Origin of the sequence: Paenibacillus eucommiae (genome assembly GCF_017874215.1) — a bacterium.
Classification (GTDB): Bacteria; Bacillota; Bacilli; order Paenibacillales; family NBRC-103111; genus Paenibacillus_AI; species Paenibacillus_AI eucommiae.
In genome coordinates this window covers 593,631-612,247 of the sequence record NZ_JAGGLB010000002.1, presented here as the reverse complement: position 1 = coordinate 612,247, position 18,617 = coordinate 593,631, and the positions used below count along the sequence as shown (strand labels likewise).

The 18,617-nt window shown below is 44.7% G+C and carries 10 protein-coding genes; 9 read left to right on the top strand and 1 reads right to left on the bottom strand.

Going from position 1 to position 18,617, the window contains the following annotated elements; genetic code table 11:
• The first annotated feature begins 107 nt into the window (after positions 1–107).
• Positions 108–3,197, top strand: coding sequence for an FIMAH domain-containing protein (locus tag J2Z66_RS05120; RefSeq protein WP_209970266.1), 3,090 nt, complete (start codon positions 108–110; stop codon positions 3,195–3,197).
• 47 nt (positions 3,198–3,244) lie between these two features.
• Entirely contained in the window at positions 3,245–4,384 is a 1,140-nt protein-coding gene (locus J2Z66_RS05115; protein WP_209970265.1) for a Gfo/Idh/MocA family protein, read from the top strand.
• A gap of 112 nt (positions 4,385–4,496) precedes the next feature.
• On the opposite strand, the gene J2Z66_RS05110 is transcribed toward J2Z66_RS05115, so the two are convergent.
• Positions 4,497–5,411: a helix-turn-helix domain-containing protein gene (locus J2Z66_RS05110; protein WP_209970264.1), complete on the bottom strand. Its 915-nt coding sequence runs from the start codon at positions 5,409–5,411 to the stop codon at positions 4,497–4,499.
• 129 nt (positions 5,412–5,540) lie between these two features.
• Here J2Z66_RS05110 and J2Z66_RS05105 point away from each other — a divergent pair, with 129 nt between their 5' ends.
• The 7 genes from J2Z66_RS05105 (at position 5,541) to J2Z66_RS05075 (ending at position 18,570) form a co-directional block, all read left to right on the top strand.
• The gene (locus J2Z66_RS05105) at positions 5,541–6,761 is read left to right on the top strand and encodes a Gfo/Idh/MocA family protein (RefSeq protein ID WP_209970263.1); all 1,221 of its coding nucleotides are present in this window, start codon (positions 5,541–5,543) and stop codon (positions 6,759–6,761) included.
• A gap of 919 nt (positions 6,762–7,680) precedes the next feature.
• Positions 7,681–10,380, top strand: a complete 2,700-nt coding sequence (locus J2Z66_RS05100) for a discoidin domain-containing protein (RefSeq protein WP_209970262.1) — start codon at positions 7,681–7,683, stop codon at positions 10,378–10,380.
• A 266-nt stretch (positions 10,381–10,646) separates the two neighbouring features.
• Positions 10,647–13,403, top strand: coding sequence for a cache domain-containing sensor histidine kinase (locus tag J2Z66_RS05095; protein ID WP_209970261.1), 2,757 nt, complete (start codon positions 10,647–10,649; stop codon positions 13,401–13,403).
• A gap of 39 nt (positions 13,404–13,442) precedes the next feature.
• The gene (locus J2Z66_RS05090) at positions 13,443–15,080 is read left to right on the top strand and encodes a response regulator (protein ID WP_209970260.1); all 1,638 of its coding nucleotides are present in this window, start codon (positions 13,443–13,445) and stop codon (positions 15,078–15,080) included.
• 114 nt (positions 15,081–15,194) lie between these two features.
• Positions 15,195–16,091: an ABC transporter permease gene (locus J2Z66_RS05085; protein ID WP_245375267.1), complete on the top strand. Its 897-nt coding sequence runs from the start codon at positions 15,195–15,197 to the stop codon at positions 16,089–16,091.
• The gene (locus J2Z66_RS05080) at positions 16,085–16,963 is read left to right on the top strand and encodes a carbohydrate ABC transporter permease (RefSeq protein ID WP_209970259.1); all 879 of its coding nucleotides are present in this window, start codon (positions 16,085–16,087) and stop codon (positions 16,961–16,963) included. The genes J2Z66_RS05085 and J2Z66_RS05080 overlap by 7 nt, the downstream gene beginning before the upstream one ends.
• A 17-nt stretch (positions 16,964–16,980) precedes the next feature.
• Entirely contained in the window at positions 16,981–18,570 is a 1,590-nt protein-coding gene (locus J2Z66_RS05075) for an extracellular solute-binding protein (protein ID WP_209970258.1), read from the top strand.
• The last annotated feature ends 47 nt before the right edge of the window (positions 18,571–18,617 follow it).

Below are 18,617 nucleotides of genomic sequence, written 5' to 3'. Positions count from 1 at the left end.
GAAACGGCCTATAGCGATTCTGTTCATCTGTACAATTGATATGGCTGATATGGCGAAATCGGGCTTACGAAATGGTTGCGGATATCATGAAAATCAGGAGGGTATTTATGATGAAATGGAAATTTGCACGGAAAACTGTATGTTTTAGTTTAGCGGTTCTTATGTTAGTAGTAAGCAGCTTAATGGGGAGTACCAAACCTGCAGCAGCAGATGAGGTGAATCTGCTTGTGAACCCGGGATTTGAGAGCGGGACATTGGATCCATGGTCAAGGGAAAGCTCGGTTTCGATTACGAACCTATCCGCAAACGTTAGAACAGGAAATTATGCAGCTGAACTTACGGAAAAAACCACGCAAGTAAATCAGTACGTAGGCGGATTATCTCCTAACACCACTTATCAGCTGACAGGTTATGCCAAAATGGATAGCGGGGCGATATTTATCGGTGTGAGGGATTACGGCGGCGATATCCTTACCACAACGCTAACGGGCAACAGCTATTCAAAAGGTACGGTTACTTTCAAGACCGGTCCAACCAATACTAGCCTCCGCGTCTTCTGTTACAGGCCAAGTGGTGAGACTGGAAGTGCCTATTGTGACGATTTTTCCTTAACAGCTGTGCCTGTTGTACCCAACACGTTTCCCATCGGTCTTTTTTGGCCACCGGGGCCAGCCGATACAACACAAGCAAGATATGAAGAAATGAGAGAGATGAACGCTAATTTTTTCATTGGCAACAACAGTGTGACACAGCCTCATTTGAATGATGCAGCGTTAAATCTTGCAGCTGCAAATGATTTTAAAATTATTGTGAACGATGACCGCTTTGCTTTCGATGACTATAAGCTTTCTCAAGCTGCGGCTGGCGGTACTCTATCGGTAAGTAATACACAATCTTTAGGGCAGACGTTTACTTTTCCGGTTAGCGGCAATGGCTGGTATCTTTGGGATGTAAAGCTTGATTTTGATCAGGCACCTTGGCCCGTTGGTACGACAGCTACACTAAGTGTTTACGATAGCCCGGCTAAACAAACTTTGTATAAAAGTACAACAATTAGTTCTCCAGAGCATATTTTTAACCTTCGGCTTATACCAGTCACAGGTCAAACTTCCTACTATATGGAGCTGACGAGCAATAGTACTGACCCGATATCCTTGTCAGCAAGCACCAATGATTCTTATCCTGAAGGGCAGGCTTATGTGAACGGTACAGCGCAAAATGTGGATGCTGCGTTCGATATCATCTATGCGCAGCTTGTTTATAGTGATGGCGCGCGTAATCGTCCTTCCGATACGAACTTGGACGGAATAGCAGGAGACTACAAAAACTACGAAGCGACAAAAGGCTATTATTTGCTTGATGAACCGGACATCTTTAAAATGGCGAAGCTGCAGGAGGCTGCAAGACGTTTAAAAATGAATGATCCCAATCATATGGTGTTTGTTAACTTGTATCCAAACTACGCTTCTGATGAACAGCTTGGTCTTGATGTCTATACGACCGGGCAGCTTACTTCCACCCAGCCCTTAGGGCAAACAATCCAGACAGAGCAGGATCAAACTCATATATCCACCGTTCAGGTTTGGTTGGATCATCAAACATGGGGAGCAGGAGAAACGGTCACACTTAAGCTTTGGGATTCCCCGGCTAAAGGGAATTTAATTGCAAGCGCTCAAAGGACAGAGTCGGCTACGGATTGGCCGCAATTTCATCTGAATGCCAATGTCCAGGCAGATACCACGTATTATATGGAGCTGGCACTAAGTGGTACCGGGTCGTCGATAGACGGTGTAGTTCGTTCGAATACCGGACATAATTGGGTGAATGACGGTACGGCCTATGCAGCCGGCACGCCCATTGATGCAGATTTGTGGTTTACGATCGATCAAGACATTCAAGGTGGAACTTATGAGGATTATGTATATCGCTGGGCAAGTAAAAAACCGGATGTGCTTTCGTTCGACCACTATCCATTCTCCCGCTGGGGAGGGATGAGCGAGGACTATTTTGCCAACCTGGAAGTCATAAGACGACAAGCCTTACTGGCCGGTATAGATTTCTGGAGCTATATTCAATCCGTGCAGAGCACTGGCTTGCGTATGCCTACGGAGTCCGAAATGCGCTTCCAAATCTATACGAATCTTGCCTATGGGGCCAAAGGGTATATGTTCTATACTTATTTCCAACCCGAGGGGCATACGAATGCTATCATTTTGGGAGACGGTACAAGAAATACATCGTATTACTGGGCAAAAAATATCAATGCGGAAGTACAGTTTCTTGGAACGACCTTGAAGTCACTGACCTCGGAAGCCGTGTATCAGACGGGGACGCTTCCTGACTCGACTACGGCAGTGCCGGATGATTTCTTCTGGCAGCCTGCCGACAGCAGCAAACCGGCGACCATCGGGTATTTTTCCAATCAAGCAGGCAGGAAGTATGTGATGGTGGTGAACAGGGATTCCGAGCATGCACAAACGCTATCTTTTGACCTGTCTCCAAAGCCCGCTTCTGTGAAAGAAGTTTCCAAGACGACCGGGCAAGAGGTAGACACCAACTACAACCCGGCAACAGGTGCATTATCCGCCAGCTTTGCTCCGGGTGAGGGCAGACTGTATGCCTTGGATGCTTCGTTTGGGGGAGCGACAGCTATTGCTAATGATATAGGGCTGACTGCACAGACTGGGGTTGTATATAGCGGTGTACTGAGTGCCAATTATACCGGGGATTACCCGTTAACCTACAGTATTGTAACAAACGGGAACAAAGGAACAGCAGCGATCACGAATGCCGCAACAGGCGCGTTTACTTATACGCCGCATGCAGGAGCAAGCGGCAATGATAAGTTCACCTTCAGAGTCTACGATGGTATCCATTATTCCAATACAGCTGATGCTGCTGTGACTATAGAGAGTGTGAGTGTGCCGTACAAGTTGAGCGATATGAGTGATATCATTGGGGAATATAGGGCATCAGGAGACATCAATCAGACCTTCGCCGCCCAATTAAACTACCGGCTGATGATCATTCAGATTTTGCTGGATCAAGAAAGCAAACAGCAGGCGGTTGCTTACATGGAGGATTTCTTAAGCTACATCAACGATGCAGCTGTTCAAGCTCAGCAGCTGATTTCGGGTACGGCAACAGAGAAGCTGAATACAATCGCCAGTCAATTAATAGAGACTTGGAAGCAATAAGCGACATTTGGGAGCAATAAACGATAGGTGAAGAAGAGGGATACGCAATGAACATAGGCATCATTGGTTATGGACACCGCATACGCTGGATGGTGAATGAAATACGGAAAGTAGAGCCAGCTTGCCATGTTACCGCAATTACGGACGTGAGAAATGGGCAGATCATGAAGGAGCTCGGGCAAGAGAAAAGCGAGGGGGTTATGTTCTACGATACACCGGAAGAAATGATTGAAGCCGGAAATCTGGACGGCATATTGATTGGTACCAGGTGCTCGCTTCATACCGGGATGGCTTTGAAGGTACTGCCAAGCCGTATACCGCTTTTTATGGAAAAGCCGGTTGCCACTACCTATGAAGATTTAGTGCGCTTAAAATCAGCTTATGAAACACACGGCTCGGAAGTGGTCGTATCCTTTCCGCTGCGAAATACGCCTCTCGCTCAGTTGGCCAAAGAAATCATAGGTTCTGGCAAAATAGGTACTGTGGAGCATGTACAGGCGGTAAATAATGTAGCCAGCGGCGGCATTTATTATCACGGTTGGTACCGGGATGAGCAGGAAACGGGAGGACTCTTTCTGCAAAAAGCGACGCATGATTTTGACTACATTACGTATTTGCTGGGCCTTGCTCCAACGGCTATTTGCGCGATGAAATCCAAGCAAATCTTTAAGGGAACGAGACCTGGCGGGTTAACGTGCACAGCTTGCGATGAACAACATGTATGCCTGGATAGCACGGCTCGAAGCACAGCAGAGGAGGCTTTAGGGGAATATTGCTGCTTCGCGGAGGATACTGGAAACGAAGACTCCGGCAGTGCGATCATCCAATACGAATCCGGCATGCATGCGTCCTATTCACAGAACTTTTTTGCACGCAAAAAAGCCGGAGGCCGTGGGGCCAGGCTGCTCGGCTACAAGGGGACGATAGAGTTCGATTGGTACACGAATCTGTTGAGGGTATACATGCACCATACGAACCGCGTCGAAACCTACGAGGTACTTCCAGACAATGAGTCCCACGGAGGAGGAGATGCCGTTTTAGCGAAAAACTTTATCGAGGTGATGAAGGGAAGCGCCCGATCCTCCACACCACTGGAAGATGGCTTGTTAAGCGCATTAATGTGTTTAAAAGCCAGAGATTCGGCAGAAACGCATACCTTTCAGAGAGTGGACTGGAGCCAGAGGTGATAACGTTCAGCTTTTTGGAGGTTTCCCGCTGACCGGGCAGCCGGCCGAGTAATCTCTGCCCGGAGGCTGCTCGTACGGCCGCTCCAAAGAGCTGTTCGCGGTCCCCTTGGGCCTACACGATCTGAAACATATTGCGGTAGGCTCTGGGAGATACCCCCTGCCATTTTTTGAATGCATGGCTGAAATTATGCAAATCATCGTAGCCGATCAGAGCGCCGATCTGTTCAATCTTGTAATCGGTCTCGCGCAAATAACGTTTGGCCGCCTGATGCCGGATATGCATCAAATATTGCTGCGGGGATTTGTCAAACTGCAGCTTGAACAAGCGGATATAGTAATCCTCGCTAATATTAAGCCGATGCGCCATAGCCGTATTGGTATATGGCAAATGCAAGTTCTGATGCCACTGCTCGACCAGCTTGAGCAGCGCACTCTGATATGCCGGAGCGATCGAGCGGTTCATATCCTGCTGGAGGCGCAGCAGCGCAGTCAATATCAGCTGCATATATCCCTGGCTGGCGGTCTGATAGCCAGGCCGCTGAATTTTTTGCTCTAGCTGCAGCTCCTCCATCCAGCTTGCTATAGGCTTGGGGATTGACCTGTAGCAGCGGGAAAACGCAGGCGACCCATCCGGCAAGACTGGCCATCTGCAAAAGTAGTCGCTGCATACATTCGCTTCAACAACGACCATATCGCCTACAATTTCCAGGTCCAGCTCATCGTACAAATCGAAATGAATTCCGAGCAGATGGGCGGGACCTGGAGGCAAGACGATGGTGCGATGCCGGACGGCCGGAGGCAATACGAGCAAGTCTCCCGCATGGTATACCAGCCGCTGTTCGGTATCCTGGAACTCCACGGCCATGCTCCCGGAATATACGTACATCAATTCTCCGTCATACAATCGGCGAAAACCGCCCTGCTGCGAAGGGATTCGTTGGTGCTCAGCCCAATGAACGCTTGGGACAAAGGCGTCTGTATCGAGAGGCACGTTGTTGCATGGTGTCGAGGCATTGCTCGCAATCATATCCGCACTTCCTTTTTGTCGATATCGGTAATTCACAAGTAATCGTCGATTATTGACAAAACAACTTGTGTTTTTAATGATAACATAAAACGACAACAACAATAATTCACAAAATAGGAGTGTGTAGTGATGGGAGAGCAATGGGGGAGCCGGACAATCAAATTAGGGGTTATAGGACTTGGAAATCGGGGAAGTTCCTTGCTTCAACTGCTGCTTAATATGAAAGATGTAGAAATAACCGCACTCAGCGATTTATATGAGGACAGAATGCAAAACGCTCTTGAGGCGGTCATCGCGGCAGGCCAGCCCGCACCGTCCATATTCAAGTCTTATGAAGCTCTGCTAGCGCAAAGCAGTGTTGAAGCAGTTATTATTGCAACGTCTTGGACGAGTCACCTGCCGATCACGATTGCGGCTATGAAGGCAGGGAAGTATGTAGGCTCCGAGGTTGGCGGCGCCTCCTCCCTGGAGGAGTGCTGGCAGCTGGTGCATACGGCTGAGGAGACTGGCAAGCGCATTATGCTGCTTGAAAATTGCTGCTACGGCCGCGAGGAGCTAGCCCTGCTCAATATGGTCAGACAAGGCATATTTGGCGAGCTTATCCATTGCCAGGGCGCTTATGAGCATGACCTTCGGGATGAGGTGGCTCTGGGCGTTGAGAACCGGCACTACCGCATTCATAATTACAAGCACCGCAATGGCGACGTGTATCCGACACACGCGCTTGGACCGGTTGCCAAATGCCTGAATATCAATTACGGCAATCGTTTTGTGAAGCTTTCTTCGATGGCGAGCAAAACGCGTGGCATTCAATTATGGGCGCAAACCCATCTGGGGGCGGATCATCCGTCTTCTAAGACCAATTTTCAATTAGGCGATATCGTAACGACGATGATCCAATGCGCTCAAGGCGAAACCATTTTACTTACCCACGATACGTCATTGCCGCGGCCTTATTCCAGAGGCGGCCGCATTCAAGGGACCAAGGGCATTTGGATGGAAGACGGAAATGTGATTCACTTGGAAGACACAAGTCAGGCCCATGCGTGGGAGTCATTTGACCGGTACAAGGAGCAATACGAGCATCCGATCTGGCAGGAATACTTGGAGTTGGGCGTGCAGGAAGGTCATGGGGGCATTGATTATTTATGTCTGCGTGCGTTTATCACTGCTGTTTCCGAACAAACCATACCTCCTATTGATGTATACGACATGGCGGCCTGGATGGCCATCACTGTGCTTTCGGAACAATCGATTCAACTGGGAGGCAGTGCAGTAGCTTTTCCTGACTTTACAAACGGCCAGTGGATTGAACGGACGAGTGAAAGCGGCGGCAAGTATGCACTCTAGACCGCTTTCTTGAACCAAAGCAAAAAAAGGTCCCGTGCTTCGCTATGAGCGAGGTACAGGGCTTTTTTTTTATGAAATTATTAGTATAAGTTTTTTGAAATACCTGGAGTGAAAAAATCATTAACTGGGTACAACTCAAACTCCCACTGAAATCGATCAAAACTCGCCTCTCAGCAGCCTCGGAGGCTCCCCCTGCCTTTGGAGGCCAAAGCTTTGGACTCTACCCCTAGTAAATCCTGCAAAAGTGCAGGATTTTTCACCTGAAATCGGGTATTGTCCGAGAATTGCTGCAAAAGTGCAGGAAAATAGTCACTTGGAGCGCTCAAATGGACAAAAGACGCCTAAAATCCTGCAGATTTGCAAGAATTTCCTTTTACGAGTGCACTCAGGTCCAAAAATGATGTACTTATGCATCTTTTTGTCCCCCAGGGTGGGTTCTTATTGGAATGTATGCTATAGGTAGGGAAAGCGAGTAGTGGAAATAAATATTTATGTTAATCAACAGGGCTTGGCTCATCTATTTGTTGTCCACAGTTAATCGACATCATCTCGACCATTAAAAGGAACAAATCTTTAACAGCGGCTGGAGCCCACAGCCATTCCCTCCGCAACGCGCCCAAGTCACGAACATGCGCATCAAAGGACTCCGCCAAGCGTTTTTCTTATCTAATTAGAGCGTAAATGATACTAATAACTAAAAAACAGACACATAATCCAAAATTAGACACCTATTTGTTGGTCGGGCACTCCATTAGAATGATGGTGGAACGGGAACCAAACATGTTTGTTTTTTGGGAATTACATGTTAAAGCAGTATTTTGAGCTGAGGAGGGAAGGGAAGTAAGTCAGAGGCGTGACATTCGACATCTGAAGTGGAAACCAGAATGGGTGAAACAATTTGATGAAGGAGTGATCGACGATGTGGCAGGAAGAAACAATTGGTGTAAATGGCAAAGGGTTTATCTTGGTGCTAATAATTGCTTTAATATTCTTGTTAGTGCCTAATCATGCCAAGGCATCCGGAACAGGTTCCTTTGAAGTAGGAGGTTATTGGCAGCCACCGATTTATGTTGGAGGCGATTACAACACGAATGCGCACTGGGCAAATATCGCCGCTGCCAATATAGATATCATCACCGGAATCCACCTGTGGAATGGTGTTATGAACAAAGCTGCCAATGAAACGGGTATAGCCAACAGTTATGCCAATAACGTAAAGCTGCAGGTATCCGATTCAGGTATAACGGGTAAACAAACCTTTACGCCTGCTGATATTACTGCCTTGCAAACCACTTTGACTCCATATAAGAGTGATTCTCGTGTAAAAGGGATGAATATTATAGATGAACCATCAGCTTATGAGATGGAAGGCTTCGCCAATACTTATAAACAAGCCAAGGCATTTGCCCCCAATATAGACTACTATGTAAACATGCTGCCTAGCGTCACTGATCAAAGAGTACAAGCGCCATATGGAAAGCTGTTTCTGTCAAATTCAGGTGCTAGAGGCAGCAGTTCAAGCGTGACATCGACCCACAGCCTTGGACAAACGATTACTATACCTGCAGGAGTGACCTATCTGGACGGTGTCGATATGTATATCGACGCAACTCAGTGGTCTTCGACTGAAATGTTAACGCTTAAGTTATGGGACAGTCCGAGCAAAACTTTTCTTATGAGCGAAGCTCTGGCTCTAGGAACAGGTTTAACCGAGGGCTGGGATTATTATCATTATTTTCAACTAAGCAAGGATGTTACGCCGTTAACTACTTATTATTTAGAGCTTGTTCATAATGGTGGCGGTAATAATTTAATCGGCGGGGTCACGCGTTCGAATACTGATGTATATGCTGGCGGTGCTGCTTATGAGAATGGTGCTGCGCAAACGTATGATTTCTTCTTCAGGCTGTACACAACTCGTGATAATCAAGGCACAAACTACGAAAATTACCTAGATGACTGGATTCAATACAGTGGCGCGGATTATATGCTTTACGATAATTATCCATTCCTTTTTGGTTCCTCCGATAATTCATCTTACTTTCAAAATGCAGAGCTGGTCCGTGGCCGGGGACTAGCCAATAACGTCTTGTATGGCGGATTTCTACAAAGCCTGGATGGCAACTCAAGGACCGTTACGATGGATATGATGCGATGGAATGTGTATTCTCTATTAACCTATGGAATGAAAAAAATGAATTGGTATACGTATTGGCGCCCGGATCCGGCAGCATCTTTCCCTGGGACCCCGGTTTCTGAGAATGGTACCCTTCTGCCACGCTATACGCAATTGCAGACGTTAAACTCTGAAATGCGCAAGCTCGGCGGCACGTTGAAAGATCTGACTTCATTGCGGGTTTATCATACAGGTACTACCCTTTGGACAGGTACGAAGTTTCTGCCGCCTAATTTCTTTGTTAAACCCGCCAGCTTAGCGGAGCCGATGATTATTGGCTATTTCACCAATGCGAGTGGACGCAAATATGTCATGCTAACCAATCGGGATTATACAACAAGTAAAACACTAGATTTTAACTTCAACCCAAAACCAGGCAGTCTCACTGAAATTTCCAAAACAACTGGTTTGGAAGTTAGTGTACCTGGCTACAATGCTGCAACAGGAGTGCTGAATCTTACCTTAAGCCCGGGCGAAGGGCGCTTGTTTGCCTTACCGGCTGGATTTACACCTCAATTAAATTTAGCCGCCGAAGCAGTCGTGAGTGCCACAAGCTCCTTGGAAAGCTCTAGTACGGGCTGGGGCAAAATATTGGTAAATGATGATCAAAGAAATACTGTAACTGGTTCTTTAGGCTGGAGCAGCAACAGCTCTATTCATGTTAATCATACAGAATCGATTACAATGGATTTGGGCGCTTCCAAAACGTTCGGAGAGGTCGACTTATTTCCTCGTAACGATACAGGAAATGTTGGAAGAGGATTCCCGATCGACTTTACGATCCAAGTTGCAGCAAGTTCTTCTGGTCCTTGGACCACGGTCGTTACAAAAACGGGATATCCCTTACCAGGAAATAGTAGTCAATGGTTTACTTTTACTCCTGTCACTGCCAGGTACGTTAAATTAGAAGGTACCAATTTAAGGGTGAGTGCAGGGGAGTATCGTATGCAATTAAGCGAATTTGAGGTGTATGCCGCGCCGAACTTTGCCAAAGGTTCGCTTGTTACTTCTACGAGTTCTGTAGAAAATGCGGATTGGGGTGTAGCTAAGCTTGTTGATTTAACGCGAAATTCCGTACCTGGATTATATGGGTGGTCCAGCAGCAGCAATACAAGCACAAATCATACAGAATCGATTTCGTTCGATATGCAAACTTCCAGAACAATTAGCAGGGTGGATCTATATCCCCGCAATGATTCTGGTAATGTAGGTTTGGGATTTCCTATTGATTTTACGATTAAAACAGCGGCCAACGCCGGAGGTCCCTGGACGACGGTTGCCACACGGACTGGATATGCTTTACCGCCTGGTTTGGAGCAAAGCTTTACTTTTACAGCGCTATCCGCACGCTATGTTAAAGTGGAGGGAACAAGTTTGAGGAAAATCACTACGGAGCCTGGCCAGCCCTATCGCATGCAGTTTGCCGAGGTTGGAATCCATTAGCTTTAAATCTAAAAAAAGGATGATATAAGGAGGATTCATATTGACACCAAAATAGTAAAGAGTTAATATGAACTTATTGATTTGTGAAAGTATTTCTCATATGTGAAATATATTGAGGTTGTGAATGACAATTCATTGTCATAAGCCCACCTTCAGGCGCGCAGCCTGACTGAGTGGGTTTTTGACGATTCACTTTCAAACCTCTAGGCTATGTGATCACTTAGATGTGCAAGCGATTTCATTTGTAAGATTAGGGCGGTTGATACATGGGAAATTCAATTTTCAAAAAGCTGCTTTCCACATCATTGATTATGGTAGTGAGTATAGCGATACTGATCGGAGTAATCTCTTATAATATTGCAGCGCATATTCTGATTCTGGAAACAGAAAAATATCTCATTAACGAATTGAAGCAAATTGACCGCAGCTTGCTGACGATTGTAGAGGATGTGAATCAGTCAGCAGGCATTTTGCAGAATAATACAATTTTGAATCAAGTGTTTACTCCAACTATCAAAACATCCTTTCAGCGTTACTCGGATGCAACGGAAGTAGAGAAGCTGCTTAAGACAGCAATCTCTAATAACGATGCCATATTAGGGGCTATGATTTTGTCCCAATCACAGGACTTCGCAGCAGGGTTCAGGACAAATAATTATACCTACGAGGAATTACTCAGCACGCCAATTTACCAAAAGAAGGTGCTGAGCCTGCAGGATGATCAATATTTATTGGTCAGCAGTGATGAATTGTTTCAATCTTCAAGGAGCAATCAGATGAAGGTTGCCGGGGATGGTACGAATATCATTTTTATGGTGAAGAAAATCTCTAACTCTGAAGGCAATGATGTGATTATGATCAGTTTTTTGTCCACCGCATCCATTATGCAAAAACAGTCTGCCGGAAATGTATATGCGATAGATCGTACTACCAAACAAACATGGTTAGGAACAACCCTAACGACTACAGATACAACTCCGTTAATGAATGTGATCGCTGCTGAAAAACCTGAAGGAAGTATTCGCGAAGAGAGCAATCGTTTCGTTTATATGAAATCAGGTCTGATGGATTGGTATTTGGTTAATTTAATTTCTGAAAAGAACATCGTTAAACCATTAAACGAAATTCGTATATTTGTAGTGCTTCATGTAAGTATTATCGTTGTTATCTGTATGATTGCTGCAATGTTCGCTTCAAGGGGGTTGACGTGGCGCATCAGGAAGATGAAGCAAGCTTTCCTGAAGGGAATCAATGGACCTGAATTACTAACAGGCTATTATGCGTCCAATCAGGGATACCGGTTTCTCTTCTTTAAATCTATGAAATTCGGATATAAGCTCTTTTTATTTTATATGTGCATAGTGATTGTTCCTATGTTAGTGCTCAGCTTATTGCTGTATCAGAAAACGGTACATATTGTAGAGAATCAACTGGAGCAATCATTTCGCCAGACACTGCTACAAGCCTCATCCAGCATAGATATGCTGCTCAATCGTCATATCCGCAACGCAAAGTACATGATTACAAATGAAAATGTACAGCTGCTCTATACGATGCCTCCTCTGACAGAGTTAACTGAATACAGGAAGCAGCAGCAAACGATAACTAAAGAAATTATGAACAAAGCGATTTATCACAATGGCTTAAGTACGATAACGCTATACAAAATGAATGGGGAAGTGTTGTACTCCTCCTCACAGATTCATGATGAGCTTAAAGCGCCGTTAATGGAAAGAAAGACGAATATGGTCTGGGTTGACACGCATGCTGATGAGTTTCAAAACCAGGTATTTTCATTAGTTCATGAAATAAAAGGCAATATACTTTTCACCGAGGGATTTGCTCAAACGATCGGATATTTGAAGGTGGATATTCAAGAAGCTCTATTAAGTCAAATGTTCAAGGATGTTAGGATCAGTAATCAGGGGGCCGTACTGATCAGCAATAGTGATGGTGTTATCCTGTCTGCCAACGATAAACAAACGATAGGCAAGAAACTGAAGGAGCTTCCGCTATTATCTTTGCCAGGCAAGATGTTTAAGGCCGAAACAGGACTTAGCTATAGTGATTGGAGGATTCATGCCCTCCTCCCTTCAAATGAGCTGGTGAGCTCCAAAAATGATTTGATTACTTATAATTTATTTGTTTTATCGATCATGATGCTCGTAATCGTTATTATTTGTATCCAGAAATCGGCTGTGTTCTTGCGGCCCATACATTCGCTGATTCGTGTTATCAAGAAGGTGCAGGAAGGCAATCTGGGTGTACGTTTCTATGAGCGCAGCGGGGATGAAATCGAGCTGCTTGGCCGCAGCTTTAATACGATGCTGGACCGCCTGCAGAGTCTGATAGAGCAAATTACGGCTTCCAAAATCCGAGAGCAGGAGCTCGAAACCAAAAAAAGAGAGGCGGAGTTAAACGCGCTGCAGTCACAAATTAATCCCCATTTCTTGTACAATACATTCGAATCGATTAATTGGCTGGTTATTCAAAGTGAAAACGAAAAGGCTGTAAAAATGATGACTTCACTGGCCGATTTGTTTCGGATCGGTATTAACCGTGGGCAACATATCGTCAGTGTCGGGGAAGAAGTGCAGCATGCAGAGGCTTATATAACGATTCAGAAAATTCGCTATAACGAGAAGTTAAACGTTCATTGGAATATTCATGAAGACGCCAACCTTTGTAAAACGATTAAACTGGTACTGCAGCCAATTATCGAAAATGCTATTTACCATGGCATTGAGCTGATGGAGGGACCCGGTACAATTCAAATCAACGGCTTTATCCATGAGGGCAGTTTGCAACTGCAAATTGCGGATAATGGTCTGGGGATGGAGGACGAACGATTAAACGAATTACGTGAACGGTTCCGGAATTGGTACCATGAGCCTTCAAGGAGTATTGGCCTATTAAATGTAAATGAGCGGATCAAGCTGATGTTTGGTGATCAGTATGGGCTGCAGATTACAAGTAAGATTAATGAAGGAACGGTTGTTACTGTCATGCTGCCAATCCTTTAAAAGAGAGAGAAATGAGACGAATAAAAGGGGATGATTTTATTGAAGAAACTATTTATCGTCGAGGATGAAGAGATTATCCGCAAAGGCTTGGTCCATAGCATCGAGTGGCATGCATTGGGATTTGAGGTTTGCGGGGAAGCGGCTAACGGGAAGCAGGCGCTGCCTTATATTTTGGACAATGAAGTCGATGTGGTGATGACGGATGTGAGAATGCCTGTTCTCGACGGCCTCGAGTTGACGCGACAAATTAAAGTGAAAAAACCGGGAGTTAAGATTGTCATTCTCACGGGCTTCAGTGAATTCGAATATGCAAGGCAGTCTTTGGAGTATGGCGTTTTTCAATATATTCTGAAGCCAATCAAACGCGATAAGCTTGCCGAAACCTTTATGCAGCTTAGGGAAATCCTTGATCGCGAACAAGCGGAGAGAACGGAGAAGCAGCTTTTGCAGCAGCAAGTGGAGGCTGGTTCTCGACAACTAAGGGAAGAGAAGCTGAACGCCTGGATTCATGACCAGTCAGATGCGGATATCGGCAGCTTGATTAGCGGATTATTACACTCGACAATAGAGCAGGCAAGTTACATTTGTGCAGTTCTGGATATAGATAATGCGGCGGTCTGTGCAACGGATGTTATCGGAGATTATAAGCGAAGCAGCAGCTGGTTCCTTCCGAATGCCGCTTCGCAGGTGATGGAGCAAGCGGATTTACCTGTATCGTTTCAACATACTTTTGATAATGATGGCCGCCTTGTATTGCTGGTTAGTATGCCCGCGACCGGCGAGGCTGAGTATGCAGGGCAACGATTGGAACAAACGATGCACAGCCTTATGAATGAGATCAGCTTGAGGTGCTCCGAAGTGTATGTTGGAGCTTTGTTCTCCGCGGGAATCGGAAGAGCGGTAGATATTCCTGATGAGCTTCCGCAGTCCTATCGGCAAGCCGCGGATGCGTTGGCTTACCGATTTTATACAGGGGGCGGCTCCATTAACTTCTCGGCGGCAGTCCCCGCTTTAAGGTCTTTGAACTATCCGGAGTTTCAACAATTGAAACAAGCGGAAGAAACGCTGACGATGTACATAACTGCAGGCAACGGCGATTTGGAGCCTATCTTTGAGGATATGTTCGGGCACATTGCGCGGCATCGAAATATTGAATACGAGAGTGTTAAGCATGCTGCAGTACAGATGCTTTATTCGGTTTGCGGTTATGCGACGGAACAAAGTCATGATATAGAAATGAAAAGCATGAATGAAATTTCTCTAAGCGGCTTGAGCGATTTGACTCATATCCTCTCGTTCGCCAAACAGAAAATAGAGGAAGTCAGAACTGAGCTGAAGCACCTGGATCAGGATGACGGGCGGAATTTGGTTAAGCGAGTGAAGGAGTTTGTGATCGAACAGTATATGAATGAGATTTCATTAACGGATATTGCCGAGCGGTTTTATGTGAATTCTTCCTATTTTAGCTGGCTGTTCCGGCAAGAAACTGGCGTGACCTTTACCTCATTTCTAACTCTGACCCGGGTAGGAAAGGCCAAGGAATTGCTGAAGCAGGATATGTATAAGGTTTATGAAGTAGCAAGTGCCGTAGGGTATAACGATTACAGACATTTTTGCAAAATTTTTAAAAGAGAAGTAGGCATTTCACCGAAACAGTATACGCAGCATGGAAAATAAGTTTTTCTAAAAAAGCGACACATAATCCAAAGCTGGACGCCTATTTGTTTGTCAGCCCTTCCTTTATACTCATAAATGAGAGACAAACAGAAGGGTTCAGGGAGATGATTCTTATTGCTCGGATCGTTAGCAAAAAACAAGGCGCTGTATCTTTTATTACTGCCGAGTGTTGTTTATTTGATTGTATTTAACTATGTTCCAATGTATGGAGTTGTACTGGCTTTTAAAGATTACAATTTTATGAAAGGAATTTTACACAGCCCTTGGGTTGGGATGAAGCATTTCAATCAACTGTTCAGTGATCCCAATTTCATGACGGTAACCTGGAATACACTGAAAATCAGTTTGCTGCGCTTGTTTTTCGGATTTCCATTCCCGATCTTTCTCGCCCTGCTGCTAAACGAGGTGCGCATTACGATATTTAAACGGACGATTCAAACGGTCATTTACTTGCCTCACTTTATATCATGGATTATAGTTGCGGGCATTCTGAGGGTGTTGTTGACAACAGATAACGGTATTGTGAATCATTTGATTCAGCAGCTGGGTTTCGAGCCTATATCGTTTCTGACAAGCAATGTATATTTCGTCCCGATGCTGGTCGCCTCTGATATTTTGAAAGAAGCAGGATGGGGGACTATCATTTATTTGGCAGCGCTTGCAGGGATTGATCCCGAGCAGTACGAGGCGGCGATGATCGACGGTGCGAACCGCTGGCACCGGTTGATCTACATTACGCTTCCGGGGATCTCTACAGCTATTAGTATCATGCTTATTCTAAGCTTAAGCGGAATTCTGAATGCAGGATTTGATCAGATTTTTAATTTATACAGTCCTCTCGTCTACCCTTCAGCCGATATCATCGATACCTATGTATACCGGATCGGTTTATTAGAGGGTAAGTACAGCTTGGCTACAGCCTTGGGTCTGTTTAAATCGTTAATCGGTTTCATCCTCATTGTGATTACGAACAAAGCAGCCAAAATGCTGGGAGGATCAGGCATATGGTAAAAAAAATGCAGGTCGGCGAAATGACTTTCCAGCTATTGAACGCTATCTTCTTAACCGCTTTTGCCCTGCTTACTGTTATTCCATTCTGGCATGTATTTGTCGTGTCGATTACGAGCTATGAGTCCTACTTAAATAACAGATTTATTCTGTTTCCAAGGGACATTTCATTTTCTTCGTACGTAACTATCCTTAGTGATGAGGCTATTCATCGCAGCTTTCTTTTGACCGTAGGTATCGTTATCGTTTCGACTTTCTTGCATTTGCTGATTACAGCGATTACAGCCTTTCCGCTTTCTAGGTATTATTTAAAAGGACGCAATGTATTTCTGCTGTTTATCATCATTACGATGCTGTTCAGTGGGGGGCTGATCCCTAACTATCTATTGATCAAAAATTTGGGATTAATCAACAATGTGCTGGTATTTATTATACCGGGCATGTTCGTAGGCTTTAATACGATTCTGATGCTCAACTTTTTTAAGCAAATTCCGGAAAGTCTGGAGGAAGCGGCGAGGATTGATGGAGCAGGGCATATGTATACACTGTTCAAAATCTTCATTCCCTTATCGATGCCGATCATGGCTACTCTGGCATTGTTCTATGGCGTAGGGAAGTGGAATGATTGGTTTACTGCATTAATTTTTATTGATCAAGCCAAGTTATTTCCGATTCAGAACATTTTGCGTGAATTTCTTATATTAGGTAATATGGACAGCATTAGAAATGGCGCCGTTCAAGGTGATCCCTTAAAGCTCATTGTCAGTAACAAAATGGCCATTGTTGTTGTGGCTACATTACCCATTATGCTGGTATATCCATTTCTACAAAAGCATTTTGTTAAGGGTGTTCTTTTAGGCTCAATTAAACAGTAATGATGGAGGGGTTTTTATTGCGTAAAAAATGGTTGATGGTTTGTATCGTTGTTTTGATGTTATCGAGTTTGGCGATGGGTTGTACAAGTAAAGATGATGGGAAAAAGGAACAAAATGTTGTGGAGACGAAGACGCCAACTTCGCAGCCAAGCGATGAAACAAAGCAAGAAAATGTAAACGTTTCGATATATGCTTATGATTTCCACAAGTACGATAAAATGGATAATGACAGCATTATTAAAGAGCTGGATAAGAAATTCAATGTTTCCATAAGCAGAGCTGGCGCTCCGTGGGAGGGGTATCTGGAAAAGCTCTCCTTAAAAATTAATACTGGAGAAGCGCCGGATATGTTCTTCTATCTGACGACGCTGCCTGAATACAGCAGTTGGGCAAGTAATGGTGTTATTCTGGAGCTAGATAAATATATGGATAAAGCTCCGAATCTGAAGAAACTGCTGGAAACGGATTTGTACAAAAATTTAAAGATCAATGGGCATTACTACTTCCTCCCGCAAATTAATTTGTCGGTAAGCCACTCTCTTTATTACCGCAAGGATTGGCTGGATAAGCTTCAATTGAAGGAGCCAACCAATATTGAAGAGTTTACGGCCATGATCAAAGCATTTACGGAAAATGATCCTGATGGCAATAATAAGAAAGATACAGTTGGTTTGACAGCCTCCAAAATCAGTGAATGGTTCGATGTAATCCGTACCGGTTTCGGAGTTAAGCCATCATGGAATAAGAATGAGGCTGGTGAATACGAGCCGGGGTATGCTGCTGAATCCTTTAAGCAATTTCTGAAATGGATGAATGAGAACTACAAGGCAGGCTATATTCAAAGAGAGTATTTCCTGAATGATGACGCACAAAAAGGAGAATCGTTCGCTTCCGGAAAAGCGGGAGTGATGATTTCGAATAGCGGCTTGAATGCGGATGGGATTATCGAGCAAGTTCATGCGGTCAACCCTAATGCGGTGATAGATGTATTGCCTCCACCAGACGGACCAGGCGGTCAAGGCGGAATTGAGTCAACTGGCGGTTTCTGGGGCGGCTGGAGTATTTCCTCGCAGACGAAAGATCCGGAAAGAGTCGTTCAACTGTTGGACTATATCTACAGTCCGGAAGGAAGAGCTCTCACCATGTATGGCATTGAAGGTATCCATTATTCGAAGGATGGAGACAAGATTGTAGCCAATGTGGAAAATAGAAAGAAAGAACCAAAGAACACTTTTGTAGGTGAAGAATTGAAGGGACCCTACAATATAGGCCAATATTTCGGGAATATATTTCGTTTCAATGGAAATAAAATCGAAGCGATTACCGACAACAGCTTCAATAAAAATCCAGAAATTGCTGACAAACAGGACGGTTTTATGAACAAGAATTTGATTTTATCCGATATTTCGAATGTCCTCGGTTTCCCGATGGAATTTGAAGAAATTAATAAAAAGATGATCGATATTTCAGAGCGTTATTCGATTATGATCATAAGCGGTGAAAAAACGCTGGACGCAGGGTGGTCGGAAATGATCAGTGAAATGAATAAAGTAGGATTTAAGAAGGCGCAGCAGTATGTGAAGGAAACGATGGATAATCTGAAATAAATAGCTTACGCGCTCTCCCCTCCAGATTCTTTGGACGGGGAGAGAGA